Source organism: Nodosilinea sp. LEGE 06152 (assembly GCF_015207525.1).
GTDB lineage: Bacteria > Cyanobacteriota > Cyanobacteriia > Phormidesmidales > Phormidesmidaceae > Nodosilinea.
Map to the genome: position 1 here is coordinate 367,714 of NZ_JADEWR010000004.1, position 23,253 is coordinate 390,966.

Annotated in this window: 22 protein-coding genes and 3 pseudogenes; 14 read left to right on the forward strand and 11 right to left on the reverse strand. The window is 56.4% G+C overall.

Features of this window, described 5'->3' with window-relative positions; all coding sequences use genetic code 11:
- Positions 1 to 31 precede the first annotated feature (31 nt).
- A complete protein-coding gene (locus IQ265_RS08985) occupies positions 32 to 973 on the reverse strand; it encodes an RluA family pseudouridine synthase (protein WP_228037718.1) in 942 nt (313 codons plus the stop codon).
- Positions 974 to 1,036: 63 nt separating this feature from the next.
- Between IQ265_RS08985 and IQ265_RS08990 the strand changes: the two genes are divergently transcribed.
- From IQ265_RS08990 to IQ265_RS09000, 3 genes are all read left to right on the forward strand, one after another.
- Positions 1,037 to 1,501, forward strand: a complete 465-nt coding sequence (locus IQ265_RS08990; protein ID WP_194052540.1) for a VOC family protein — start codon at positions 1,037 to 1,039, stop codon at positions 1,499 to 1,501.
- Positions 1,502 to 1,590: 89 nt separating this feature from the next.
- Positions 1,591 to 1,809, forward strand: coding sequence for a DUF433 domain-containing protein (locus tag IQ265_RS08995; RefSeq protein ID WP_194052542.1), 219 nt, complete (start codon positions 1,591 to 1,593; stop codon positions 1,807 to 1,809).
- 1 nt (position 1,810) lies between these two features.
- Positions 1,811 to 2,131 carry a DUF5615 family PIN-like protein gene (locus IQ265_RS09000; RefSeq protein ID WP_194052543.1) on the forward strand — a complete coding sequence of 107 codons (321 nt, stop codon included), beginning with the start codon at positions 1,811 to 1,813 and terminating at the stop codon, positions 2,129 to 2,131.
- Between the two features lie 225 nt (positions 2,132 to 2,356).
- On the opposite strand, the gene dxs is transcribed toward IQ265_RS09000, so the two are convergent.
- Positions 2,357 to 4,264 (reverse strand): 1-deoxy-D-xylulose-5-phosphate synthase, encoded by a 1,908-nt coding sequence (gene dxs, locus IQ265_RS09005; protein WP_194052544.1) that lies wholly within the window; start codon positions 4,262 to 4,264, stop codon positions 2,357 to 2,359.
- 215 nt (positions 4,265 to 4,479) lie between these two features.
- On the opposite strand from dxs, the gene IQ265_RS09010 reads away from it, so the two are divergent.
- Positions 4,480 to 5,004, forward strand: coding sequence for a hypothetical protein (locus tag IQ265_RS09010; protein WP_194052545.1), 525 nt, complete (start codon positions 4,480 to 4,482; stop codon positions 5,002 to 5,004).
- Here the strand turns inward: IQ265_RS09010 and IQ265_RS09015 are convergent.
- Complete coding sequence (locus IQ265_RS09015) at positions 4,988 to 5,776, reverse strand: DUF362 domain-containing protein (RefSeq protein WP_194052546.1); 789 nt, start codon at positions 5,774 to 5,776, stop codon at positions 4,988 to 4,990. The genes IQ265_RS09010 and IQ265_RS09015 overlap by 17 nt on opposite strands.
- 215 nt (positions 5,777 to 5,991) lie before the next feature.
- Positions 5,992 to 6,144 carry a hypothetical protein gene (locus tag IQ265_RS09020; protein WP_194052547.1) on the reverse strand — a complete coding sequence of 51 codons (153 nt, stop codon included), beginning with the start codon at positions 6,142 to 6,144 and terminating at the stop codon, positions 5,992 to 5,994.
- A gap of 66 nt (positions 6,145 to 6,210) precedes the next feature.
- Here IQ265_RS09020 and rpsN point away from each other — a divergent pair, with 66 nt between their 5' ends.
- Positions 6,211 to 6,513, forward strand: a complete 303-nt coding sequence (rpsN, locus tag IQ265_RS09025; RefSeq protein WP_194052548.1) for a 30S ribosomal protein S14 — start codon at positions 6,211 to 6,213, stop codon at positions 6,511 to 6,513.
- Between the two features lie 121 nt (positions 6,514 to 6,634).
- Here the strand turns inward: rpsN and IQ265_RS09030 are convergent.
- Together IQ265_RS09030 and IQ265_RS09035 are read right to left on the reverse strand one after the other, a co-directional pair.
- Positions 6,635 to 7,166, reverse strand: a pseudogene (locus tag IQ265_RS09030) (Uma2 family endonuclease).
- Positions 7,167 to 7,349: 183 nt separating this feature from the next.
- Positions 7,350 to 7,676: pseudogene (locus IQ265_RS09035) on the reverse strand (hypothetical protein); the annotation flags it as partial.
- A gap of 171 nt (positions 7,677 to 7,847) precedes the next feature.
- Here IQ265_RS09035 and aat point away from each other — a divergent pair.
- Positions 7,848 to 8,435, forward strand: coding sequence for a leucyl/phenylalanyl-tRNA--protein transferase (gene aat / locus IQ265_RS09040; protein ID WP_194052551.1), 588 nt, complete (start codon positions 7,848 to 7,850; stop codon positions 8,433 to 8,435).
- 37 nt (positions 8,436 to 8,472) lie between these two features.
- Here aat and IQ265_RS09045 read toward each other — a convergent pair whose 3' ends face one another.
- The 3 genes from IQ265_RS09045 to IQ265_RS09055 all read right to left on the reverse strand — a co-directional run bounded on the left by IQ265_RS09045 (position 8,473) and on the right by IQ265_RS09055 (position 9,484).
- The gene (locus IQ265_RS09045) at positions 8,473 to 8,763 is read right to left on the reverse strand and encodes a hypothetical protein (RefSeq protein WP_194052553.1); all 291 of its coding nucleotides are present in this window, start codon (positions 8,761 to 8,763) and stop codon (positions 8,473 to 8,475) included.
- A gap of 77 nt (positions 8,764 to 8,840) precedes the next feature.
- A complete protein-coding gene (locus IQ265_RS09050; protein WP_194052555.1) occupies positions 8,841 to 9,245 on the reverse strand; it encodes a hypothetical protein in 405 nt (134 codons plus the stop codon).
- Between the two features lie 68 nt (positions 9,246 to 9,313).
- The gene (locus IQ265_RS09055; RefSeq protein ID WP_194052556.1) at positions 9,314 to 9,484 is read right to left on the reverse strand and encodes a hypothetical protein; all 171 of its coding nucleotides are present in this window, start codon (positions 9,482 to 9,484) and stop codon (positions 9,314 to 9,316) included.
- Between the two features lie 93 nt (positions 9,485 to 9,577).
- Between IQ265_RS09055 and IQ265_RS09060 the strand changes: the two genes are divergently transcribed.
- From IQ265_RS09060 to IQ265_RS09090, 7 genes are all read left to right on the forward strand, one after another.
- Positions 9,578 to 9,823: a hypothetical protein gene (locus IQ265_RS09060; protein ID WP_194052557.1), complete on the forward strand. Its 246-nt coding sequence runs from the start codon at positions 9,578 to 9,580 to the stop codon at positions 9,821 to 9,823.
- A gap of 117 nt (positions 9,824 to 9,940) precedes the next feature.
- Positions 9,941 to 11,131 carry an acyl-CoA dehydrogenase family protein gene (locus IQ265_RS09065; RefSeq protein WP_194052558.1) on the forward strand — a complete coding sequence of 397 codons (1,191 nt, stop codon included), beginning with the start codon at positions 9,941 to 9,943 and terminating at the stop codon, positions 11,129 to 11,131.
- 188 nt (positions 11,132 to 11,319) lie between these two features.
- On the forward strand, positions 11,320 to 12,309 hold the full coding sequence (locus IQ265_RS09070; RefSeq protein ID WP_194052559.1) for an AraC family transcriptional regulator: 990 nt from the start codon (positions 11,320 to 11,322) through the stop codon (positions 12,307 to 12,309).
- Positions 12,310 to 12,453: 144 nt separating this feature from the next.
- Positions 12,454 to 15,033 (forward strand): TonB-dependent siderophore receptor, encoded by a 2,580-nt coding sequence (locus IQ265_RS09075; protein WP_194052560.1) that lies wholly within the window; start codon positions 12,454 to 12,456, stop codon positions 15,031 to 15,033.
- Complete coding sequence (locus tag IQ265_RS09080; RefSeq protein WP_347404934.1) at positions 15,021 to 15,992, forward strand: iron-siderophore ABC transporter substrate-binding protein; 972 nt, start codon at positions 15,021 to 15,023, stop codon at positions 15,990 to 15,992. Before IQ265_RS09075 ends, IQ265_RS09080 begins: the two co-directional genes overlap by 13 nt.
- Before the next feature lie 4 nt (positions 15,993 to 15,996).
- Positions 15,997 to 16,371, forward strand: coding sequence for a DUF1636 domain-containing protein (locus tag IQ265_RS09085; protein ID WP_194052561.1), 375 nt, complete (start codon positions 15,997 to 15,999; stop codon positions 16,369 to 16,371).
- A gap of 400 nt (positions 16,372 to 16,771) precedes the next feature.
- Positions 16,772 to 18,556 (forward strand): ABC transporter ATP-binding protein, encoded by a 1,785-nt coding sequence (locus IQ265_RS09090; RefSeq protein ID WP_194052562.1) that lies wholly within the window; start codon positions 16,772 to 16,774, stop codon positions 18,554 to 18,556.
- A gap of 219 nt (positions 18,557 to 18,775) precedes the next feature.
- Here the strand turns inward: IQ265_RS09090 and IQ265_RS09095 are convergent, their stop codons facing one another.
- Together IQ265_RS09095 and IQ265_RS30040 are read right to left on the reverse strand one after the other, a co-directional pair.
- The gene (locus IQ265_RS09095; RefSeq protein WP_194052563.1) at positions 18,776 to 19,759 is read right to left on the reverse strand and encodes a homocysteine S-methyltransferase family protein; all 984 of its coding nucleotides are present in this window, start codon (positions 19,757 to 19,759) and stop codon (positions 18,776 to 18,778) included.
- Between the two features lie 151 nt (positions 19,760 to 19,910).
- Positions 19,911 to 20,561, reverse strand: a pseudogene (locus IQ265_RS30040) (GNAT family N-acetyltransferase).
- 301 nt (positions 20,562 to 20,862) lie between these two features.
- On the opposite strand from IQ265_RS30040, the gene IQ265_RS09105 reads away from it, so the two are divergent.
- Positions 20,863 to 23,235, forward strand: coding sequence for a response regulator (locus tag IQ265_RS09105; protein WP_194052566.1), 2,373 nt, complete (start codon positions 20,863 to 20,865; stop codon positions 23,233 to 23,235).
- Positions 23,236 to 23,253: the final 18 nt, after the last annotated feature.

Genomic DNA, 23,253 nt, shown 5'->3' on the forward strand with positions numbered 1-23,253 from the left:
CTGGCTGAGCCTTAGTCTCTGCTCACCCACGCTAGACAACTCGGCTTCTCAAAACCGTCAGCAGCTTGAGAAAGTGATCGGGCAGGGGGGCGATCGCCACTACCTGCTCCCCCGTCGCTGGATGGCGCAGCTCCAGTCGCTCGGCGTGGAGGGCCTGCCCCGGCAGATTTACCCCCACATCGCGGCCCGAGCCATAGGTGGGGTCGCCCACGATGGGGTGGCCTATGTGGGTGCTGTGGACGCGGATTTGGTGGGTGCGCCCTGTCTCCAGGCGAAAGCGCAGCAGCGAGAAATTTCCCAGGCGCTCTTCGACCTGCCAGTGGGTGATGGCGGTGCGGCCTTTCTCAAGGGGAACGACGGCATTTTTCTTGCGGTCTGCTGGGTGGCGACCCAGGGGCGCGTCAACGGTGCCCGAGTCGGCTTTGGGCGCACCGTAAACCACGCCCAGGTATTCGCGCCGGGCGGTTTTGGCCTTCATCTGGGCCTGCAGGTCGCTGTGGGCCAGGTCGGTTTTGGCCACCACGATCGACCCGGTGGTGTCTTTGTCGAGCCGGTGCACAATGCCGGGGCGCTGCACCCCGCCAATGCCTAAAAGCTGGTCGCCGCAGTGGGCCAGCACGGCATTCACCAGGGTGCCGCTCATGTTGCCGGGGGCGGGGTGCACCACCAATCCAGCGGGCTTGTTGAGAATGATCAGGTGCTCGTCTTCGTAGAGAATGTCGAGGGGAATATCTTCAGCGGTCAGCTCCAGGGGACGGGGTTCGGGAATGGTCAGGTGAATGCGATCGCCCGCCTGGACGGCTTCCTTTTTATTAGTGCAGAGCTGCCCGTTGAGCTGCACGTATTCCCAGTCGATCAGCTTTTGCACTCGGTTGCGGGAGAGTTCTTTGACGTTGGCGGTGAGCCAGCGATCGAGCCGCTCCGGGTCGGGAATATCAACAGTGAGTTCGAGGGTTTGGTCTGCGATGGTCAAAGGTTGAGCGCGGTAGGATTTCTATAATCAATCATAATTCGCTGCTGTGCTCAGATCTGTCCTATGAACCCTAGCCCCGCAATGGCTCCTGCCCTGGCCCTCGGTCAGCTGCGCCGCATTCACCACCTGGCATTGAATGTAAAAGACATGCAGGCCTCACGCCAGTTTTACGGCGGTCTGCTGGGGCTGCGGGAGCTGACTGGCGACGAGGTCGACGACACCCTCAAGGATCTGGTCGCCACGGGCAAGGTTGCGAACTTTGTGCTGCCCGATGGGCTAATTCTCGACCTGTTTGGTGCCCCCGACCTGGAGCCGCCTGATCCTGACCCCGATAAATCGTTCACCCGCGCCTATCACCTGGCCTTTGACATTGACCCGTCAGAGTTTGATGGCGCTCTGGCGGTGCTGGAAGCGAATGGGGTTGCGATCGCCCACGGCCCCGTTACCCGCCCCACCGGACGCGGCGTGTACTTCTACGACCCCGACGGCTTTATGGTCGAAATCCGCTGCGACCCCGTGGAGGGGTAAATACTGTTTGGCTGTAGCAATAGGGGAGTGAGGAAAGTGCTGACTGGGGTTTGATAGACTAGAGGCGTAAGCATAGGAGACCTGCTCCAATGCTCAGGAATTCGTCGGTTCTCAGCATTTCATCCGAGGTTATGGGCGGTGCGCTGGTGTTTGCCGGTACCCGTGTACCTGTGGAGACGTTCTTTGACTATCTCAAGGCAGGAGAGTCTGTTGACGATTTTTTAGAAGGTTTTCCCTCCGTCAGCAGAGAGCAAGTAGTTGGCTTGCTGGAGGAAATTGGTAGGCAGCTCTTGAATACCGCCGCCTAACATGAGGCTACTTCTAGACGAGTGCATCGATCGCAGACTCGCTAGGGATTTTGCTGGTTACGATATTAAAACGGTGTCCGAAATGGGTTGGGCGGGCACTAAGAATGGCCAACTGCTGGCTCTGGTAGAAGCTTCCTTCGACATTTTCATTACGGTTGATCGGAACCTAGCGTTTCAGCAAAATTTGCCTCAGTTTGATATTGCTGTAATTGTTTTGCAAGCCCACTCTAACCGGCTGGCTGATCTCAAGCCACTAGTCCCGAGAGTTATAGTGGCTTTGCCAATCGCTCAAAAGGGCACAGCCACAACCATTGCTCTATAACCCCAGAGGATGGTCGCTGCTTGCCATTAACCTTAGCAACTGGTAGTCAAAGACCAGCCTTTACGGGACCGTTCCAAAAATGGACGGGGGCGATCGCTCACTCCCCCGCCCACACCTTTGCTTGATGAGAATGAAACCCCAGCCCTGCATTACCAGAGGCAAGCCGCCAAGGGGTTTTGCCCAATAGGTATGCAGTAATCGCTACTTACCAAACAGCAAAGCGTTCTATCGCACAAGGGCAGGCTTCTCAACCTGGTAGGTGGCTAAAATGCGCTCGGCCATCTGAGGCGGAGTCAACCCCAGCGCTGCCTTCGACTGGTCTGGGCTGGCGTGATCGACCAGCACGTCGGGCACGCCGATGCGTAGCACCTGGGCGGGCACCTGGGCATCTAAAATCGATTCGGCTACGGCGGAGCCAAAGCCGCCCATCAAGCAGCCCTCTTCAAAGGTGACGACTTTGCCGATTTCCCGCGCCAGGGGCAAAATCAGCGCCTCGTCGAGGGGCTTGGCGAACCGGGCGTTGACCACGGTGGCCTCAATGCCGTGCTCGCTGAGAATTTCGGCGGTTTGCATGGCGGGGTAGACCATCGAGCCGTAGCCCAGCAGCAGCACGTCGTCGCCCTGGCGCAGCACCTCGGCTTCACCAATGGGCAGAGGCTCCCAGCCCTCTTCCATCAAGGGGGCACCGTAGCCGCTGCCGCGGGGATAGCGCATGGCGATCGCCCCCTTGGTGTAGTCGATTCCGGTCACGATCATCCGCTGCATTTCGGCCTCATCTTTGGGGGCCATCAGCACAATGTTGGGAATGCAGCGCAGGTAGGCGATATCGTAGAGCCCCTGGTGGGTCGGCCCATCGGCCCCCACAATGCCCGCCCGGTCGAGGCAGAAGAACACCGGCAGCTTTTGAATGCAGACATCGTGGACAATCTGGTCGAAGCCGCGCTGCAAGAAGGTGGAGTAAATGGCGGCCACGGGGCGCATGCCCTCACAGGCCATACCCGCCGCCAGCGTCACCGCGTGCTGCTCGGCAATGCCGACATCAATGTACTGCTTGGGCAGGGCCTGCTGGAGCTTGTCTAGCCCGGTGCCCGTGGCCATGGCGGCGGTGATGCCGACGATTTTGGGGTTGTCTTCAGCCAGCTTGATCAGGGTTTCGGCAAAGACCTTGGAGTAGCTGGGGGGCTTAGGCTTGGTGGAAGGAATGCCCTTGCCGGTCGTGAGGTTGAAGGGCGACTGGGCGTGGTAGCCGACCTGGTCTTTTTCGGCGATCGCGTAGCCCTTACCCTTGGTGGTGGCCACATGCACCAGCACCGGCCCGGTGTGCTTGTGGGCCTCTTTGAAGGTGGTGATCAGCTCCTGCAGGTTGTGGCCATCCACCGGCCCCATGTAGGTAAAGCCCAGTTCCTCGAACACGGCCCCCACCTTGGGTACCGCCAGCCGCTTCATACCCTCTTTGACCCGGTCGAGTTCCGGCGACAGCGACTCGCCCACAAAGGGCAGATGCTTAAACTGCTCTTCGAGGTTGTCGGTGAGAAATTGCACCGGGGGGCTGAGGCGCATTTTGTTCAGGTAGCGCGGAATTGCCCCTACGTTGGGCGAAATCGACATTTCGTTGTCGTTGAGCACCACCAGCAGGTTGGTGTTGGGCAGGTGCCCAGCGTGGTTGATGGCCTCTAGGGCCATGCCGCCGGTCAGCGCGCCGTCGCCGATGATGGCCGCCACCTTGTAGTTGTCGCCAGCCATATCGCGGGCCAGGGCCATACCCAGAGCCGCTGAAATACTGGTGGAAGCATGGCCTGCGCCAAAGTGGTCAAACTTGCTCTCGCTGCGCTTCAGGTAGCCCGCCACCCCGTCTTTTTGGCGCAGGGTATGAAAGTCGTGGTAGCGCCCGGTGATCAGCTTGTGGGGGTAGGCCTGGTGGCCCACATCCCAAGTGACTTTGTCGCGATCGAGGTCAAGGGTTTGATACAGAGCTAGAGTCAGCTCCACCACGCCTAGGCCTGGGCCCAGGTGCCCCCCGCTTGCCGCCACAGTCTCCAGGTGCTTTTCGCGAATCTGGCGGGCCACGTCTTCGAGCTGGCGAATGGATAAACCGTGGAGTTGATTGGGGTGAGTTATGTCACTCAGGTGCATACTGCCTTAACCTCTGTGTCACGAAATTGAGTTTTTCCTGCTACTCTTCACTGTAGAAGATTCAACGACCAGAAACATTGAGGAGGGCAGGCATTGATTAAACCAATGCTGCCTAGGCTAATTTGAGAGAGCTATTCCTCTGTAACTATTGATCAACAGACTGTAACCACTGATTACGCCCGTTAACCAACCGATATAACCTTTAACGTTCTGTTATGGTTCATTTTCTAGCTTCTGCTACCCGTCGCCAGTGCTTTGTAATACCGTTTGCCCTAATTGCGGGGCTGGCTACGCCCATGGTGCTGCTCTCGGCTTCCCGAGCGATCGCCAACGACTATGAAGCCTGCGCCAATACTTTGGTCGGGGCTGGTCTAGACGGCTTGGCGGCGGCGGGGGCCTGCGGCAAGGCGCTGAACCCTACCGATCTCTCTAGCTGCACTCTCGATGTCGCTCGCGTTGCCGATATCAACGCCGACCAGGCTCTCCTAGCCTGCCAAAGCGATCGCCGCCCCAGAGAGCTAGCCACCTGCGTGAGCGACATCCACCAGGGTTTAGAGGTCGCCAATTCTACCGCCGTGCTCAACAGCTGCCGTCGCAGCGTGCTGCCCCTGCGCTATTCCGACTGCGTGGTGGGCGTGGCTACCGCCGCCAATCTGGCCGTGGCCGACTCGCTGCAGCAGTGCAGTGCCGCTGGCTATACCCTGACCGATGTGGCACCTACCTTTATTTTTGCCCGCTAGCGCTTTGCTCTAGGGCGGTGATATAGTCAGGAATAGCCTCCTGTCCCACTTGACAGGCAGCTCGATCGACGGCGAGCAGGCTGTCACCATAGATTACCTGGCCAACAGGAACGCTATCGCCGCGATCAGGCTGCCAGTCGCGGCTGACAAACTTTTGGGTGCAGTCAACCACGCCCCCTGCAAAGTACTGGCCCAGGGTGTAGTAGACGTCTTGCAACACCAGCGGTACCGAGGGCCGATGGAGCTGCCCCCGAGAATTGGCGCTGCGGGCTTTATATCTAGCCCGAGGAAACAGGCCGTAGAGATTTTTGAGCGAGGCCGAAATTAGCGGCACACCTTTGAGCTGAGTGCGCTTAAAAGCGCTTACCGACAGGCCACAATCTACCTCCTGCAGCAGCCTAGGTGCCCACATAGTCTTAAACCGCACCGGGTTGGGGGAGCGGTTGGGGTACTCGACTAGCTCTAGCTCATCGGCGTTGAGCAAATGAACGCGATCGCTTAAAAGCTGATGAACGCCCAGCTTGGCCATGATGGTGTCAAAGGCGACTTTAGAGCAAACCCCTTCAACAATAAAAATTTCTGCCCTGGGGCTGTGAGCCTGCAAGCTTCGCAGTACCTCTCCCAGAACCGCCAGGCTGACGGTGGCCGGTGGCCCCACGGGGTAGCCCAAATTGGGCTTGATCAGAATGCGGCGGGCCTGGTGGGCAGCGGCGGGTGGGGTGTACTGAAAGCGATCGCTGGGGGTCGTCACCACCGAAGCTAGAGCGAGCATAGGGCTGCCTCTAAAGAACAGAGCATTAGCTGATAAACTGCATCACAATGATGCCGATGGCCCAAGCAAAGAAAATCCAGGGAATGAGGCTGGTCATAGGGCTATCTCTCAAACAATTCTTCTAATAACAAAAAATCCTCTTGTTCTACTCTAGTCAGGTGGCGAGACCATTCCGAGGGCAGAAAACCGAACAGACAGCGACAGGCTTTTTCGCGCTAGTTTTGGCATTGTTCTTTGCTGCTGGCTTCGACTCCGCTCAGCCAGCGGTGAGGACTGTTCAGCCAGCGGCGAGGACTGTTCAGGCAGCGGTGAGGACTGTTCAGGCAGTGGTGAGGGACAAAAAACTGCCGGGTGGGGTTTACTCTCATGGCTTGTGTCGCGTATAGTAGTAGACTGTGTCTGTGATAAAAAGGTCTTACGGCTAGAGAAACCAAATGGCTAAGAAAAGCATGATTGCGCGGGAGCGCAAGCGGGAAAAACTGGTGGCACAGTACGCTCAAAAGCGTGAGGCGCTGCTTGAGGAATTTAGCAACGCCGCCAACCAGCAAGAAAAGGTGGCAGTTCACCGCAAGATTCAGCAGCTGCCCCGCAACAGCGCGCCGACTCGCCTGCACAATCGCTGCTGGATGACCGGTCGTCCCCGTGGCTACTACCGCGACTTTGGCCTCTGCCGCAACAAGCTGCGCGAGATGGCACACCAGGGTTTGCTGCCTGGGGTTGTCAAGTCGAGCTGGTAATTTAAGCTCTGAGTATACTGGCTGATTTAAGGCTTTAGCCTTCAGCCTTCGGTTCTTATTTCTAAAAAGGCTTGGGCAGCGCTCAAGCCTTTTTCAGTTGGGAACCTGCCCTCATCTATGCTCAAATCGTTGACAGCGTGAGCGCAAAACCTGGCAGTGCCGCTTCACCAAAGAGCTGTTCTGGCTGGCTCAGATACTCAGTAGGTCGTCCCAGGCGGTAGATTTCTACTCGTTTTTCTTGGGGGTCAATTAGCCACCCTAGCCGGACCCCACAATCGCGATACTCGGCCATTTTGTGCTGCAGCGTAGCCAACTTATCCGTCGCCGACCGTAGCTCAATCACAAAATCCGAAGCTAGAGGTAAAAACTTGGCTGGGTCTGGTCTGATAGCTTCAACGCGCGACTTTTTGACCCAGGCCACATCGGGCGAGCGAAAGCTCTCAAGAGCTGGCTTCGCCAACGGCCCCGTTGGGCAGAGAAAACCCAGTGGAAGAGTCAAACACAATACCCGCCTGAGACTGACGATTCCAAATATTCAAGTCGGTGGTCAGGTTTGCATTGTGCTTACCCGATTCCCAACCCGTAGGTGGCATAAGGATCAAATCTCCTGTACTGCTGCGCTCTAGGCGGATGTCGTGGTTAACCTTACACAGCTCCTAGAACTGCTCTCGGGTGAGCCGCACCACCGGGTCGAGGGTCAGGGTTAGAGAAGTCATAGGCTTAGGGTAGTGGCGTATCGTTACAGGTTAGGTGATATCGCCCTGGGTATCGGCGGCACCAAAATCTCCGTCACCATCGGATAGGCTGCCTACGCGGTTGGGTTCGAGGGTGGTAGAGCGCCCGCAGCAGCGATCGATGCCCAAGCTGTCGAACAGCAGATCGCCGACGGCATTGGCGACGGTAAACTCGCCGTAGAAGCTATCCGAAAAGTCAAAGGCCTGTAGCTCAGTTAGAATGGCCATCACCAGCGAGCCAACGTCGTTTTCGCCCTCCATGCGCTGGCGCACAAACACCTGAGAAACCCGGTCGGCGATCGCGCGATTGGCTGGCTCCGGCAAGTATTCTGCATTTAGCCAGGTCAGCAGTGCCGACTTGAGCCATTGCCCCTCCTGTTGAGCATCCTCTGGGGGCGGCAGCATAATTGGGTCGAGGGGGTCAGTCATCGGCGCGGGGGGTGAAGCAACCTGAGAAAACCTTCTGTACACTCAATACTACCGCCTTAAATTCTTGCCTTGGGACGAAGGCGGCGGAGCGTAAAGAATCATCACTCACCTATCTGTACTCACCCGTCTGTCAAGCACCCATCCATTAAAAACCCATCCGTTGAGAATACAGTGACCTTCCTCAAGTACGACCTAGACGCCATCATTCGCGGTTATTCCCAGGGATATTTTTTGATGGCCGATGGTGAGGGCGATGATCTGGGCTGGTATTCGAGCCGTCAGCGCACCTTGATTCCGCTGGACGATCGCTTTCGCTACCCCAAGTCGCTGCGGCGATCGCTCAACCAAAACCGCTTTCGGGTCGCCATTAACCAGGCCTTTGAGGAGGTGGTCAGCGGCTGCGCCGATCGAGATACCACCTGGATCTCAAACGAACTCAGGCAGGTCTATAGCGAACTCTACCGGGCGGGCTGGGCCTACAGTTTTGAAACCTGGCAGGGAGACGAGCTGGCGGGCGGAATTTTAGGCCTGGTGATCGGCGGCGCGTTTATTGGCGAGTCGATGTTTTTTCGCATTTCTGAAGGTTCTAAGGTAGCGATGGTGAAGCTGGTCGAGCACCTGCGCCAGCGCCACTTTGCCCTGTTTGACGCCCAAATGATGAACCCCCACCTGGAGCGGTTTGGGGCCTATGTGACCGGCGATCGCGAGTACAAAAGCCTGCTCAAAGTAGCGCTCAAGCAAAACTGTAGCTTTTTGTGAGGTGCAGGCCAGGTTTTGGCCTGGGGTTTTAAGTGGATTACTGTCGGTAGCGGTTTTCCAGCCATATTCGCACGTCATCTTCTGAGTAGAAGGTAGCTTTTTGGTGGGTCGTGGGGTCGTAGATCTGCCAGGTTTTGTTGCCGCCGCTGACGGTTTCTCGAATTTTGGGCTGGTGCCCCTGGATAAAAAGAGCGGTGAGGGTTAATAGCACAGAGGTGACGATCCGCTGTGGTTGCAACTTGAGGGCCGAATGGTTAGCGGTCAAGTAGGTTTCATTCGAGATGAAGGGGTACATAGTGACTCCTAAAGCGGTCGAAAATAAAGGCATTGTGTTTGCGCTTGAGTTTTAAGGTAGAGAGCAGTCGAGAAGATGCCGAGAAAGAACTGGGGAGAAAGTCGAGAAGTTTAGGGATGGCGGGCGGTAGTTTTTCTGCCTGGAAAATAGAAATGCAGGGTGTGGCTGCGATCGCCCAACCCGATCAGCTCATGCACCTGAAACGGTAACGTCCAGGTCCACTGGCCAGCGGTCAGCACCCGTTCAGAGGCAACGATCAGCTGCCCGCCGGAGGTGCGGTACTTGCGCTCTAAAATGCGGCCCGACTGCACCCGCGTGAGGTTAAACGAGATTTGGTGGCAGTGGGGCTTGGAGGTTTGGCGATCGCCCCAAAAAATTGACAGCACCTCCCAACAGCGGTTGTGCCAGAGGGGTCGATAAACGTAGCCAAGGGGGTGCTCAACTAGGGGCTGGGGTGCCCGCCAGCGGGGTCTAGCAGCAGCACCCAAATGCGGCAAGTCGGGGGAAATAAACATAGTTGGCTTCTGGGGGTTCTAGCGATGTGCATGCTCTGAACCTAGGGAGAAATGGGGAAAAACTGGAATCAAAACTGAGAAATACTCGGGATTTTTGTGAGGTTAAGCGCAGCTTCTCGAATTCTTCTCAAAGTTTTCTCGATTCTCTCTCGGCTTATTCTCGTTTGAGTAATAGGGTTCGATGTGTTGAGCAAAGCTAATTCAATCACTGCGATCGCCAGAGCATTTTCTGGAGCCATATTCCTCTCCAAAAATATTTGCGATCGCGCCGTTGAGAAGCAATAAAGCTAATTCACACACACTTTCTCAAACTCTATAGGGAGCCAAATACTGTGAAGCGTACTGCCCTGTTTGTCCTAACTGCTGCGATCGCGGCTACCACCTTTTCTCCTGCCTCTGCTGGGGCTCGCTCGGCCTATGGGTCGGGCGAAGCAACTACCGACAAAGTAGCTTTCGAAAAGCTACGTCAGGAAAATCTCGACAAAGTAAATTTCGACAAGCTGCGTGAAGCGAATCTTGACAAAGTGAATTTCGACAAGCTGCGTCAGGAAAATCTCAGCAAGGCCAATCAAATTTAGTACCGTAGCCACCCCGTTCCCTTGGTATGTCGATATCGATCGAACGGGAGGTTACCCCTAGCGCTACCCAAAGCTCAGAATTCTCTCCCCTACATTCCCCCTAAGGAGACCGACCCTATGCAAGCAACACGTCCTTCTATTACCTTTACGGACTACCTCAGCGTGGCAACCCAGGTGGCCGAGCAACTGGCCGCCGATGCCGTCAACCAAGACCGTGAAGCGGGTCTGCCCACCGCCGAGGTCGAAGCCCTCAAACAGTCTGGGCTGCTGCTATTATCCATTCCCCGCCAGTATGGTGGGGCGGGGGCGACCTGGCCTCAGGTGTATCAGGCGGTGCAGGCCCTGGCCAATGCCCAGGGCTCGGTGGGGCAGCTCTACGCCAACCACGTCTCACTGGTGGCGGCGGCTGAAGCCATTGGTCGCCCCGGCCAGGCGGAGTACTACTACCGCCTCACCGCCCAGCACAATCTGTTTTGGGCCAACGCCCTCAACGGGCGAGACTCGCGGCTCAAAATAGCCCCGGCCCCCGAGGGCGGCTTTCGAGTCAACGGGGTGAAAAGCTTTGGCACCGGCGTAGCCGCCGCTGACATCAGCCTGATTGGCGCAATGCCCGAAGGCGGCGACCAGCCGCTGGTCTTTGTGCTGCCCAAGGATCGACCCGGCTGGACCTATAACCACGATTGGGACAACATTGGCCAGCGCCGCACCGCCAGCGGTAGCTACCAATTTGACAACGTAGTGGTGAATGATGACGAGCTGATCGGGCCGCCGCCCGTGCCCGAAAGCGCCTTTCCAACGCTGATTTTTTTGGTGGCGCAGATGGGCAAGGTGTTTACCTACCTGGGCGTTGCCGAGGGGGCGCTCAAGGCCGCCCGCAACTACACTGTCAGCGAGAGCCGCCCCTGGATGTTTTCAGGGGTTGAGTCGGCGAGCCAAGATCCGTACATTTTGCAGCAGTACGGCGAAGCGTGGGCCCAGCTACAGGCGGCGATCGCCCTGGCCGACCAGGCCGCCGAGCAAATTCAGATGGGCTGGCAGAAAAAGACCGCCCTCACCTTTGCCGAACGGGGCGAAATCGCTGTCACCGTCGCCGCCGCCAAGGCTGTGGCGATCACCGCCGGGCTGGCCATTACCAACCAAATCTTCGATGGCATGGGGGCACGAGCCACCGCCAGCCGCCACGGCTTTGACCGCTACTGGCGCGACCTGCGCACCTTTACCCTGCACGACCCGGTGGCCTACAAGTTTCGCAATGTGGGCAACTACGTACTGAATGGCGAATACCCCGCACCGAGCCAGTATTCGTAGGCTTCTAGGCTGTGGGGAGCGATCGGGTGGGCCATTTACGGGTGGCTCACCCTTTTTTGGCGCTAAGAATACTCAGCTCCGGTTAGCTGCCTCTGCTGCTTAGGGCGATCGCCATTCAGCAGCTTGACTTCTCACGGACGATTCGAGACTATTAAGATTAATTCGCAACAGCTTCGGCACCTCCATCTATGAGCCTCGTCCTAACCGATCAGGAGGTTTCTGCCCTTTGGGCCGAAGCCGAGCAGCACTGCCTACTGGCAACCTCCATAGATCGTCTAGAGACTATTCACACCTTGCCGTCGTCGTTGGGGTATGGTTACTGCCGCGAAATAGAGCTGTGTGCAGGCTTAGATCTGACGATCTTCAACGAAACCTATTCCACGAATTTCACCTTTCGAGGGGTGGAGAATCGGCACCTGGTGCAGTTTATGGTTCACCTCTCAGGGGTGGTCGATAGCGGCGATTTTCTCTACCAAGATGCGACTCAGAGCTACGTTGGCGGCAGCGGTATTCAGCGGGCGGTCACTAACGTTCACCCAGCCAATCAGCCCGAAGTTGGGGTGAATATTCACCTGCAGCCGTGGCTCTTGAGCCAGCTTTTTGCCGCCCCCACCGGCGAACTGCCTCCCGAACTACAACCCTTGGTCAAAGGCGATGACTGGCAGCAGGTCTTTTCGCCCAGCGTTACCGAGGCGATGCGGGGGGTGGTGCAGCAAATCATCGACTGTCCGTTTTTAGGGGTGACCAAGCGGCTGTATTTACAGGGCAAAGTGTTTGAGCTGATGGCCCTGCAGCTCGACGGCATGGTTGTCCAAAAACCGGTTGAATCTGCCTCCTCGCTGAAGGCTGATACAGTGGCACGGGTTCACTACGCAGCGGAAATTTTGCGATCGCAGCTCGAAACCCCCCCTTCCCTAACCGATCTGGCCCAACAGGTCGGCATCGGCCACTGCACCCTCAACAAAGGGTTTCGCGAAATTTTTGGCATGACCCCGTTTGCTTACCTGACCCGGCAGCGGATGGAGCAGGCGAAACAGCTCCTGCGATCGCCCGGCTGCACGGTGGCTGAAGTGGCAAACCGGGTTGGCTATGCTAACCCAGCCCAGTTTGCCGCCGCCTTCAAGCGCCACTTCGGCATGACGCCGAGGGAATGTATGCGGGGCGTTATCAACCGCTAACAAATTCTTTTTCAAAAACAGAATCTTGGGGTGATGGCGTCGTTTCGGGGTGGATCTCATCCCTGCTGTGTCTCTACACTCAGCCTACGCAAATAAGAATCCTTCGCATTTGAAGGATAACCGTAGGTGTGAGGGCTGAGGATAATGACGAAACTCTGGGTTTTAGGGCAGTTAGCGATCGCGCTGAGCGTGGCAGGCAGTGCGATCGCAACCAGCATTCCGTCTATGACTGCCCAAGCGAGTGAGGGCAATGTAGAGCCTGAGACTAATACAGTGGAAAGGTTAGGGCCTGAAGCAGCTCTCCCCCCATTTTCCCATCTCCCCATTGCCCCACCGCCCGCGACAACCGTCGAGGAGTGGATCGCTCAAATCGACGCGTCGCTTACCCAGATTACGGGGGTGCGCGTTGAGGAAACTGAAGCGGGTTTGCAGCTGGTATTGGAAATCGCTGAGGGCGACCTGCCCACCCCAGCGACGCAGACGGTAGGCAATGCGCTGATTGCTGAAATCCCCAATGCGGTGCTGGCTTTACCCGACGGCAACTCGTTTGAACAGTTTGCGCCAGCCGAGGGCATTGCCCTGGTGAGCGTAACCAATGAGCCAGGGGACTTGGTGCGAGTAGCGATTACCGGAACGGATGCGCCACCGGTGGCTGAAGTTACGGCTACAGGGTTGGCGGTGACGCTGGGGGATACAGTAGTCGGTGCCGAGGATGAGGCCATTCAGGTGCTGGTAACTGGGGAGCAAGATGAGGGATACAACCCTTCGAGCGCGACTACTGCAACCCGGACAGACACTCCATTGCGAGACATTCCACAGTCCATTCAAGTAGTGCCTCAGCAGGTATTACAGGATCAACAGGCTTACCGTCTAGACGAGGCGCTAAGGAATGTCCCTGGCGTAACACGAGCATTTTCAGGTCCTTTTTCCGTTAGTACCTTTACCATCCGTGGCTTTACCGCTAACGAAAATTCTGGCAACAATTTTCTTAGGAATGGGCTGCCCGATCCCACTGCCGGAGGAGTTCTTGAGCTGCCCGGCATTGAGCAAGTTGAGGTGCTCAGAGGCCCAGCATCCGTGTTGTTTGGTTTTGGTAATCCGGGCGGAACTATCAATTTAGTGACGAAGCAGCCCCTAAGCGAGCCTTTCTACGAAGTTGAGGCAACGATTGGAAACTACGATTTTTATCGAGGCGCGATCGATTTATCTGGGCCTCTGAACGATTCTGGAACTGTGCTGTATCGGCTGAATTCCTCCTATAGAAATTCGGGTTATTTCGTTGACTTCTTTGATAGCGAATATTTCGGCATTTCACCTGTTGTAAGCTTCAACCTCAATGAAAGAACTAGCCTAGCTCTAGATGGAGAGTTTGTAGAGGTAAGCTCTGGCAACTATTCAGGCGTTCCTTTGAGCGGCATATTGTTATCAAATCCAAATGGTGAGATACCTCGTAATCGAAACTATGCTGAGCCTTTTAGCGGAAGCAATCAAAAAATTAGTGGAATTGGATACCGACTAGAGCACCAATTTAGCGATACCTGGACATTACGCAATACATTTCGGGCATCATTTCGGCGCTATTATGACAACTATACTATTCCTACTGGCGGACCCATTTTAGACGGTCGTACTCTGAATCGTTTTTACCGAGAGTTTGAGCTTAATCAAGACACCTATGCCCTTACAACTGACTTTGTAGGTAGTTTTTCCACGGGTTCAATTCAACATGAGTTTACTGTTGGATTAGATTTGAATCGATTTACTCAACAAAGCATTGGTAGTAACACTGCGACTCAGATTGATTTGTTTAATCCGGTGTACAATCAGCCGCTTGGACCGCTTGAGCTTATCTTCGAGGATGATGCTCAGAGGAATTCCCTGGGAATTTACATTCAAGATCAGGTGATACTGGCAGAGAATCTAAGGCTATTGCTAGGTCTGCGCTTTGACACCTTTGGACAGGACACTTTAGACCTATTCGCCGATACTGAGATCAATCAGTCTGGTAATGCCTTCAGTCCTCGTGTAGGAATTGTCTATCAGCCCATTCCACCCGTCTCGCTCTATGCGAGCTACTCACGATCGTTTGCGCCACCCTCTGTTGGTACAGATATTAACCGTACCCCTTTTCTACCGGAGCGTGGCACCCAGTATGAATTTGGGGTCAAGACAGATTTAAGTGATAGGCTTTCTGCCACCCTTGCCTTTTACGACCTGACTCGCACCAATGTTCTCACAACCGATTTGATTGATCCACGCTTTTCTGTTCAAACAGGCGAACAGCGCAGTCGCGGCATTGAGTTCACTATTGGAGGTGAAATACTGCCGGGATGGAACATTATTGGGGGCTACGCCTACACTAACGCTGAGGTAACGCAAGACAACACACCCGAACTTATTGGCAATCAGCTCAACAACACACCTAGAAATGCTTTTAACCTGTGGACAACCTACGAAATTCAAGCGGGTGACTTGCAGGGTTTGGGGCTTGGCCTAGGACTATTTTTTGTAGGAGACAGGCAAGGAGACTTGGCTAATACCTTTAAAATTCCCAGTTATCTACGTACGGATGCTGCTATCTTCTACAGCAGAAACAGGTTCCGAGCAGCCATTAATTTCAAGAACTTGTTTGACGTAGATTTTTTTGACTTTGCACTGAACCGAAATCGTCTTTCTTATGGGGAACCCTTTACCGTACAAGGAACAATTTCGTGGGAATTTTAGAAACCAGATTTAGGCGCTTTATCCCTTTTCTACTGCTAGGGATTGTAGGAGTTTTTCTGATTACGGCCTGCAATTCAACACCTAGACAAAATATGCGCTCCACTGTTGAATCACCAGGAGAGGCCTGTCATGTTGTCCAGCACAAAATGGGAGAAACTTGTGTTCCGGCTGAGCCTAAACGTATCGTCACCTTGTCTGCGCCCACCTTAAATAATGCACTTGTTCTCGGCGTCAAGCCCATTGCGAGCACCTATTTTTACCAGGATGAGGTTGTTAGTTCTTTGCAGGGTAAAGGAATAGAGTTTTTAGGGCGTTCTCAGCCAGATTTAGAAAGAATGCTGCTGCTTAAGCCGGATTTGATTCTGGGTTGGGAGGTTACTGGCAGCGAAATCTACTCTCTACTGTCTCAGATTGCTCCTACGGTATTAGGTCGGTGGGAAGGGCCATTATCCTGGCAAGAACACTTTAATTTCGTAGCTGAAGTGTTAGGTAAAACGGAAGCTGCACAAGCAGCTTGGTCCGACTACGAGCAGCGAGTCAAACAGCTAAAGGAGGCCCTAGGCGATCGCTATCAAGATCAAAAAGTCTCCTTTATTCATTTCGGTTCGAGGGGAATCGAAAGTGATGTCAAAAATTCATTTGCAGGCTCAATTCTCAATGAGGTTGGTTTACAGCGCTCAGCCGCACAGGATGTAACTGCTCCATACGGCATCATTAGCATTTCCGAAGAAGAATTACTAGAAAAAGCCGATGGAGACATTTTGTTCATCACCACCTGGACTGGGGATGACCAGCAAGTCCTTAAACGACTTCAGCAAAAACCACTTTGGCAACAGCTTCGAGCTGTTCAGCAAAATCGCCTTTACTTTGTCAGCTTTCCAGCATGGACAGGATCTAGTTTGCTTGCTGCTGCTGCCGTGATTGATGATCTATACAAGTATTTGATCAACACACGTTAAACTCATGCCCAAATACACCTTTTTTGTCTGCGAATCCTGCCAATTCTCAGAAGAAGAACCTGAAGGTAAACTCGCTGATGGCACACGTTTACTTAAACAACTTAATAGGGTAGTGGCTGAACAATCACAGTCTGATAAATCTCAGTTCCGGCCAGTTGTTTGTTTGTGGACATGCGATTGCCCCCGCGCCATCACGTTCCCTGCCCCTATTAAGCCTACCTACCTATTCAACACATTGCCAACGGACGAAACCGCCCCTGCACTCCGTCAGTTTGGCCAACTCTATCTGAATAGCAACACAGGCAGTATCCCCTGGAAGCAGTTGCCTGAAATGTTGCAGTCGGCAAGTATTGCCAAGATTCCAGCAGTAGAGAGGTGAGTGGATGGGTGGATGGGTCGATGAGTAGATGGGTGGATGAGTGGGGATACTAAATCCCTATTAATGATGAGAAAGACTGTGGGCGATCGCCTCTACACAATGCCCAATGGTGCCACTTATACATTCACTAGATGCTTCCGCGACACCATGACCCGCATGGCTGACCGCCCGACCCATAGCCTCAAGATCTTCACCCCTTGGGATGTCGCCCAGCTCATAACAGGTCATATCGGCCTGTGGTTCAGGCTGCTCCGCCAGTCTGCGTCGATTGCGGTAGAGATCTGCACAAAAATAGCCTATCCCCAGCGCTGTAGATGAACCGATTACTAAGGGAAGCAAGGGCATAGCTGGTACCTCAGCAGTTGATAACCCTCATTCTAACTTTTTTGAAAAGGCACCCATGGCCACTCGCACGACTCAGCCCCTTCTGCGTCTACTCCGCTATGGCAAACCCTATCAGCTCTGGGTTTGGGGAGCGATGGCTTGCTCCATTCTCAATACCATCTTCGACCTGGCACCGCCATACCTAATCGGCGTTGCTATCGATGTCGTGGTAAACGAAGAAAACTCGCTGATCGCCCGATTGGGCTTCGCCAGCATCACGGGACAGTTGGCAGTTCTATCTCTGCTCACCCTGCTGCTCTGGAGCCTGGAATCGCTGAGCGAGTATGCCTACAGTCGCCTGTGGCGCAACCTAGCCCAAACCCTTCAGCACGAGCTGCGCGTCGATGCCTACAGCCATCTGCAAGAGCTAGAGCTGAGCTACTTTGAAGATCGCAGCTCTGGCCTGCTGCTATCGGTGCTCAACGACGACATCAACCAGCTAGAGCGGTTTTTGAACTTCGGTGCCCACAACATTCTGCACTTTCTCACCACCGTTCTCTTTGTGGGCGGCACGTTTATTGCTCTGGCTCCGGGGGTGTCGTGGTGGGCGATGGTTCCGATTCCCTTTGTGATTTGGGGAACGGCCGTGTTTCAGGCCAAACTAGAGCCGCGCTATGCCGACGTGCGCGAGAAGAGCGGATTGATTAGCACTCGGCTGGCCAACAACCTGTCTGGCATTGCCACGATTAAGAGCTACACCGCCGAAGCCTACGAGCGCGATCGCGTCGCCACTGACAGCAACGCCTACCGCCAGAGCAATGCCCATGCGATCGCCCTCAGCGCCGCCTTCGTGCCCCTGATTCGCATCGTGATTTTGATCGGGTTTACCGCCACGCTGTTTTTGGGCGGGGTTGCCGTCGCCAACGGCAGCCTATCGGCGGGCACCTACGGCTTTCTGGTGTTCATCATTCAGCGGTTGCTGTGGCCCTTTACCGACCTGAGCGAGCTGATGGATGAGTACCAGCGGGCGATGGCTTCAGTGCGCCGGGTAATGGCCTTGCTCGATACGCCAGTGGCCATTGCTCAGAGCAATCTCCCCCTACCGCTGAGCACCGTGCGCGGCGAAGTGCAGTTTGAAGACATTACCTTTGCCTACATCGGTCGTCAGCCGGTGCTCAAGAATCTTGCTTTGCGGGTTCCGGCGGGGGCAACCATTGGCATTGTCGGTGCCACCGGGTCAGGCAAAAGCACCCTGGTCAAGCTCCTGCTGCGGTTCTACGAGGCGCAAAGCGGGCGCATTCTGATTGACGGCGTTGATATTGGCGATCTCAATTTATTGGACTTACGCCGCTGCATCGGTTGGGTAAGCCAGGACGTGTTTTTGTTCCACGGCACGGTGGCCGAAAATATTTGCTACGGCAGCTTTGACGCCACCCATGAGCAGATCATCCAGGCGGCAAAATTAGCCGAAGCCCATGGGTTTATTGAGCAGCTGCCGCAAGGCTACGACACGATTGTGGGCGAACGGGGACAGAAACTTTCCGGTGGGCAGCGACAGCGGTTGGCGATCGCCCGCGCCATTCTCAAAGACCCGCCGATTCTGATTCTTGACGAAGCCACCTCAGCGGTGGATAACGAAACCGAGGCGGCCATTCAGCGATCGCTGGCGGTAATTACTCAAGGCAGAACGACAATTGCGATCGCCCACCGCCTTTCTACCATTCGTCATGCCGATTGCATTTACGTAATGGACAAGGGGCAAATCGTTGAACAGGGTACTCACGACAAGTTGCTAGCCACAGGTGAAATGTACGCAAATCTCTGGAGTGTACAGTCTGGACTTTCGCCAACGCTACGCTGAGTTAGGGAGGTGTTTGGCAGCAGTCTGACCAAACTAATGGTGACGTTTCACGTAAAGTTTCGCAATTCAACCCAAGTTTTGAAGAGCACCATCGGATCTTTGTTTTAGTGCGCCTTACCTCAATAAAACCGCTGTGTATAAAATTCTGATTCTTTAAAACAAAAACGCCATCAGCTTTCTCCTGATGGCGTTTGGCTAGACTGAGTGATCTCGTCAGAATCAGCCCTGGAGAATTAGGGCGGGCTGGGATAGGTGTGCCCAGGCCAAGGGCAGGCAGGCCTGGCAAATGGCCTCAATGTGGCGCTCGTCAGTGCCGCAGCAGCCTCCCATCACGTTGAGATGGGTCAGTTTGGCCTTGAGGGCGCGGTACTGCTGGCCCAGTTCGGCGGGGTTGCCCGCGTCGAGTTCGGTGGCTTCGTCGAGTTCAGCGTGGCTCTTGGTGGAGGCATTGGCCCTCAGTCCGCGAATGCGCTCTAACCAGGGGGCGCTGGCGGGTAGGGCCTCGGCMNNNTGGGTGGGGTGGGCACAGTTGATCATGTAGTAGGCGGGGGCACGCTCCGTTGCGGCATCCACCTGCTCAATAGCCTCGCCCAGGGGCTGGCCCGTCGGCAGGCAGTCATCGGTTTCTACCGTGAAAGAAATCACTACTGGTATTCCGGCAGCTTGGGCGGCCAGGGCAATACCCTGGGCTTCTTCCGTATAGTTCATGGTCATGGCGGTGACCAGATCGGCCCTGGCCTCACGCAGGCTGTCGATTTGGGGGCGGTGGTAGGCGGCGGCTTCCTTGACGGTCATGGCGGCGGTGGGCACATAGCCGTCGCCCCTTGGCCCCAGACAGCCGCTGACAACGATGGGGGTTTGGGGGGTTGCGTGGGTTTGGCGCAGGTCGTGGAGCAGGGCGATCGCCTGCCGGTTAATCTCCACTAAATCGGCGCTGGAGTAGCCCAGCTTGGCGGCCCAGTCGGGGTTGGCCCGCCAGGTGACGCTCTCTAGCACCAGGCCGACCTGGTAGGTCTGGGCGATCGCAATGTAGCTGCGAAAGTAGCGCTCTAGCGCCTGACGACCCGCCGCATTCGACAGCAGCGTAAAGGCAGCAAAATGGGGCAGGTCAAACCCGTCACGAAATATGAGGGTGGTTTCGATGCCGCCGTCGGCGAGGAAGAGGCGATCGGAGAGCTGGGGGAGGGTGGGGGTGGGTGACATGGGGGAGCCTTTGATGGGTGGATGGGCAACGGTCCCTGAGCGGAGTCGAAGGGGGTGGGCGAGTGGATGGGTGGGCGAGTGGATGGGTGGGCGAGTGGATGGGTGGGCGAGTGGCGAAGCCTGTTTGAAGGAATTAGGGGAGGGGGAGAGGTTATTGGGGGGGACGGAGCATGGGGAACAGGGGCGGGGAGGTACCCGCCTGGATGGTGCCCAGCGGCTCAAAGCCGTGGCGCTGGTAGAAGGGGATGTTGTCGGGCTTGGAGGACTCGACGTAGGCGGGCAGGTGGTCGCGATCGCACCGCGCCAAAATCTCACGCATCAGGGCTGAGCCGTAGCCTTTGCGCTGGTGGGCGGGTTCTACTGCCAGGAGCGAGAGATACTAGTGGGGCTGGTGAATGTGGTAGTGATCCATTTGCTCCAGCACCCCAAACAAGTCGCCCGGCAGAGCGTCAGATACACTGCGCTGAAATAGCTCGATCAGGGCTTGTTCGTCAACTTCTACCCCTGGCGGCAGCCAGAAGGCGGCTCCAGCCTGGCCGCTGGCGGCGTAGGCAGTTTGTTGCTCAAAGGCGCGACCTCCAAAGGCTCTGACGAAAGTAGGAAAGTGGGTGAGGTACTGGTGGGAGTCGGGGTACATCCACCGCATGATGGGGTCGTCAGCAAAGGCCAGTACCAAGGCGGCAGTTAGGTGTTTCTGGTCGGCCTGGGTGGCCAGGCGAATGGCAGTCTGCGTGAGCAGGGGTCGCTGGAGGGCCGAGGGCACCAGCGGCAGATTCGGCACTGTGGTTGTGGATGGTGGCATCAACATAGGTTCCTTAGGACCATAAATAAAGGCGGCCAAGCATCTGGCGTGGTTGCTTAGCCGTGGGGGAATGAATTGAGTAATGGTTCGTGCTAGAGCTGTGGGTCGCTCTTGAGTCTCAAGGTAGGGAGCAGTTGGGAAGATGCCGGGAGGCAACCGGGGAGAAAATCGGGAAGTTTTGGGGAGGGTTGTTTCGCTACGGGGCGACTTGGCAATGCTCAACAATATTTAAGTAACCTCGCCTCAGCCAGCGGACTGCGGTAGCGTGGCAGTAGCCTTTTCTCGATAACAGCAGGCCACGGTGAGAATTCTGCTGGTCGAAGATGACGTGATTTTGGCGGATCGGCTGGTAGACTGCTTGGCCAGCCAGCGGTACGTGGTGGATGCGATCGCCGACGGCCAGACCGCCAGCGATTATGCCCAAGCTACCGCCTACGACCTGATCATTACCGATGTGGGGCTGCCCGGCCTCGACGGCATTGCCCTCTGCGAACGGCTGCGCCACCAGGGCTGCAAAACTCCCATTTTGCTGATGACCGCCAAAGACGCCCCCGCCGAACGGGTGCGCGGGCTCGATGCCGGGGCCGACGACCACCTGATCAAACCTCTGAATCTAGATGAATTTCTTGCCCGCGTGCGCGCCCTGCTGCGCCGGGGCGAAGTTGTCCCCGACACGCTGCTGCTGGTGGGACCACTGCGGCTAGACCCGGCCAGCTGCCAAGTCGCCTACAGCGACACCCCCCTCAGGCTCACCCCCAAGGAATACAGCCTGCTAGAGCTGTTTATGCGTCACCCCGAGCGGGTGTTTAGCCGCGCCCACCTGGTCGAGCACCTGTGGAGCTTCGACGACCCGCCCCTCGAAGACAGCGTCAAAGCTCACATCAAAGGCCTGCGCCGCAAGCTCAAAGACGTTGGTGCCGCCGACTGGATCGAAAACGTCTACGGCATCGGCTACCGCTTCAGCCCCAATACTCTCCCCCAATCCCAAACCCATATCCCTAACCCCCCTCTCCCCACCACCTCATCCTCCCCMYCYTCTCTATTCCCTTCACCCACCCACCCATCTACCCATCCACCCATCCACTCTCCCCCTCCCCCCACCCTAGAACAAACCTTCCAGCAATCCATGCAAAGCCTCTGGTCTAAATACCAGGACGTCATGGCTCAACGGTTAGGCGTTCTCAACCAGGCGGCCACGGCGATTCAGGCCAATTCTCTACCTCCTACCCTCCAGACCGAAGCGGCCCACGCCGCCCACAAACTGGCCGGGGTGCTGGGCATGTTCGATCGCGACGAAGGCACCGTCTTGGCCCGTCGGCTCGAAGCCCTGCTGGAGGGCGACACTTGGGATGAGGTGCCCCCCCTGGTCGTTCAGCTAGCCAGTAGCCTAAATTTGCAACCCCCCACCGACTCCGTAGAACCGTTGGATGCTGACGTGTTGCTGCTGGTATCCAGCGATGTTGCCCTGGGGCAAGAGATGCAGGCGCTTGGTCAGGCGGCCTATCGCTGGGTGCAGGCCCCTGGCCCCGACCAGGCCCAGAGTCAATTGCAGAATCACCACCTGGTGGGGGTTGTGGTTGACATTACGGCGGCCTCTGAGTGGGCCTCTAGTCTGGCGTTTTTGCAACATCTGGCGGCGCAGCCTCGGCCCATACCCTCCCTGGCGCTGATTGCCACCGACAGCCTGATCGATCGGGTGGCCCTGGCCCGCACCGGCCTGCAGCGACTCTTGATTAAACCCGTGACCCCGGCGCAGCTCTGGGAGGCGACCCACCAGGTTGTGCAGCGCCATCGGTCAACCACCGCCCAGGTGCTGGTGGTCGATGACGACCCCCTGGTGACTAAAGCCCTGCGGCCCCTGCTCGAACCCTGGGGCCTGGGGGTCACTGAGCTAAACAATCCTCAGCAGTTCTGGCAGGTGCTGACAGCGACCGCCCCTGACCTGCTGATTTTGGATGTGGCCATGCCCCAGTTCAGCGGCATCGACCTGTGCCAGGCGGTGCGCACCGACCCCCACTGGCAAAATCTGCCGATTCTCTTTCTCACCGCCCACCGCGATGCCGACACCGTGCAGCAGGTGTTTCGAGCCGGGGCCGATGACTATATTTCGAAACCCATTGTGGGGCCAGAATTGTTGACCCGCGTGCTCAACCGGCTGGAGCGGAATCGGTTTTTGCAGGGGCTAGCCCAGCGCGATCGCACCACCGGCCTGCCCAATTACTCCCGGTCACAGCGGCAGCTAGCCCAGCTGATTGAAACCACCCACAGTCACAAAATACCGTTATCACTGGCGCTGATCCACCTCAGCGATCTGCGCCCGGTGACGGTGCAGTACGGCCACGAGGCTGGGGCGCTGCTGCTGCAAGCCTGGGGCCAGTGCTTCCAGGCGCTGCTGCGGGGGAACGAAACCCTGGGCTATTGGGATAACGGCGACTTTGTGATTGGGTTGTCCGAGCTAACGCCCACCGAGGCGCAGGACTACCTGGCCCCCCTGCTGACGGCCCTGCGGCGGCAGATTGTGACCCTGCCTACCGGGGAGCGGCTGCAGCCCGACTTTGAGTTGGCCATTGTCAGCTACCCAGAGAATGGGCTGAGCCTGCAGCGGCTGTATCAGAGTGCCGTCGCACGGATGCAGCGATCGCCGGTATCCCCAATCTGTGAACCTTCTAACTGATGGGGCGGGGGCTTTCGC

What these genes read in the sequence shown, in the direction of transcription:
- IQ265_RS08990 (WP_194052540.1), top strand. Translation starts at nt 1,037, where the DNA reads ATGAACCCTAGCCCCGCAATGGCTCCTGCCCTGGCCCTCGGTCAGCTG.
- IQ265_RS08995 (WP_194052542.1), top strand. Translation starts at nt 1,591, where the DNA reads ATGCTCAGGAATTCGTCGGTTCTCAGCATTTCATCCGAGGTTATGGGC.
- IQ265_RS09000 (WP_194052543.1), top strand. Translation starts at nt 1,811, where the DNA reads ATGAGGCTACTTCTAGACGAGTGCATCGATCGCAGACTCGCTAGGGAT.
- dxs (WP_194052544.1), bottom strand. Translation starts at nt 4,264, where the DNA reads ATGCACCTGAGTGACATAACTCACCCCAATCAACTCCACGGTTTATCC.
- IQ265_RS09010 (WP_194052545.1), top strand. Translation starts at nt 4,480, where the DNA reads ATGGTTCATTTTCTAGCTTCTGCTACCCGTCGCCAGTGCTTTGTAATA.
- IQ265_RS09015 (WP_194052546.1), bottom strand. Translation starts at nt 5,776, where the DNA reads ATGCTCGCTCTAGCTTCGGTGGTGACGACCCCCAGCGATCGCTTTCAG.
- IQ265_RS09020 (WP_194052547.1), bottom strand. Translation starts at nt 6,144, where the DNA reads ATGAGAGTAAACCCCACCCGGCAGTTTTTTGTCCCTCACCACTGCCTG.
- rpsN (WP_194052548.1), top strand. Translation starts at nt 6,211, where the DNA reads ATGGCTAAGAAAAGCATGATTGCGCGGGAGCGCAAGCGGGAAAAACTG.
- IQ265_RS09045 (WP_194052553.1), bottom strand. Translation starts at nt 8,763, where the DNA reads ATGCCTTTATTTTCGACCGCTTTAGGAGTCACTATGTACCCCTTCATC.
- IQ265_RS09050 (WP_194052555.1), bottom strand. Translation starts at nt 9,245, where the DNA reads ATGTTTATTTCCCCCGACTTGCCGCATTTGGGTGCTGCTGCTAGACCC.
- IQ265_RS09055 (WP_194052556.1), bottom strand. Translation starts at nt 9,484, where the DNA reads ATGGCTCCAGAAAATGCTCTGGCGATCGCAGTGATTGAATTAGCTTTG.
- IQ265_RS09065 (WP_194052558.1), top strand. Translation starts at nt 9,941, where the DNA reads ATGCAAGCAACACGTCCTTCTATTACCTTTACGGACTACCTCAGCGTG.
- IQ265_RS09070 (WP_194052559.1), top strand. Translation starts at nt 11,320, where the DNA reads ATGAGCCTCGTCCTAACCGATCAGGAGGTTTCTGCCCTTTGGGCCGAA.
- IQ265_RS09075 (WP_194052560.1), top strand. Translation starts at nt 12,454, where the DNA reads ATGACGAAACTCTGGGTTTTAGGGCAGTTAGCGATCGCGCTGAGCGTG.
- IQ265_RS09085 (WP_194052561.1), top strand. Translation starts at nt 15,997, where the DNA reads ATGCCCAAATACACCTTTTTTGTCTGCGAATCCTGCCAATTCTCAGAA.
- IQ265_RS09090 (WP_194052562.1), top strand. Translation starts at nt 16,772, where the DNA reads ATGGCCACTCGCACGACTCAGCCCCTTCTGCGTCTACTCCGCTATGGC.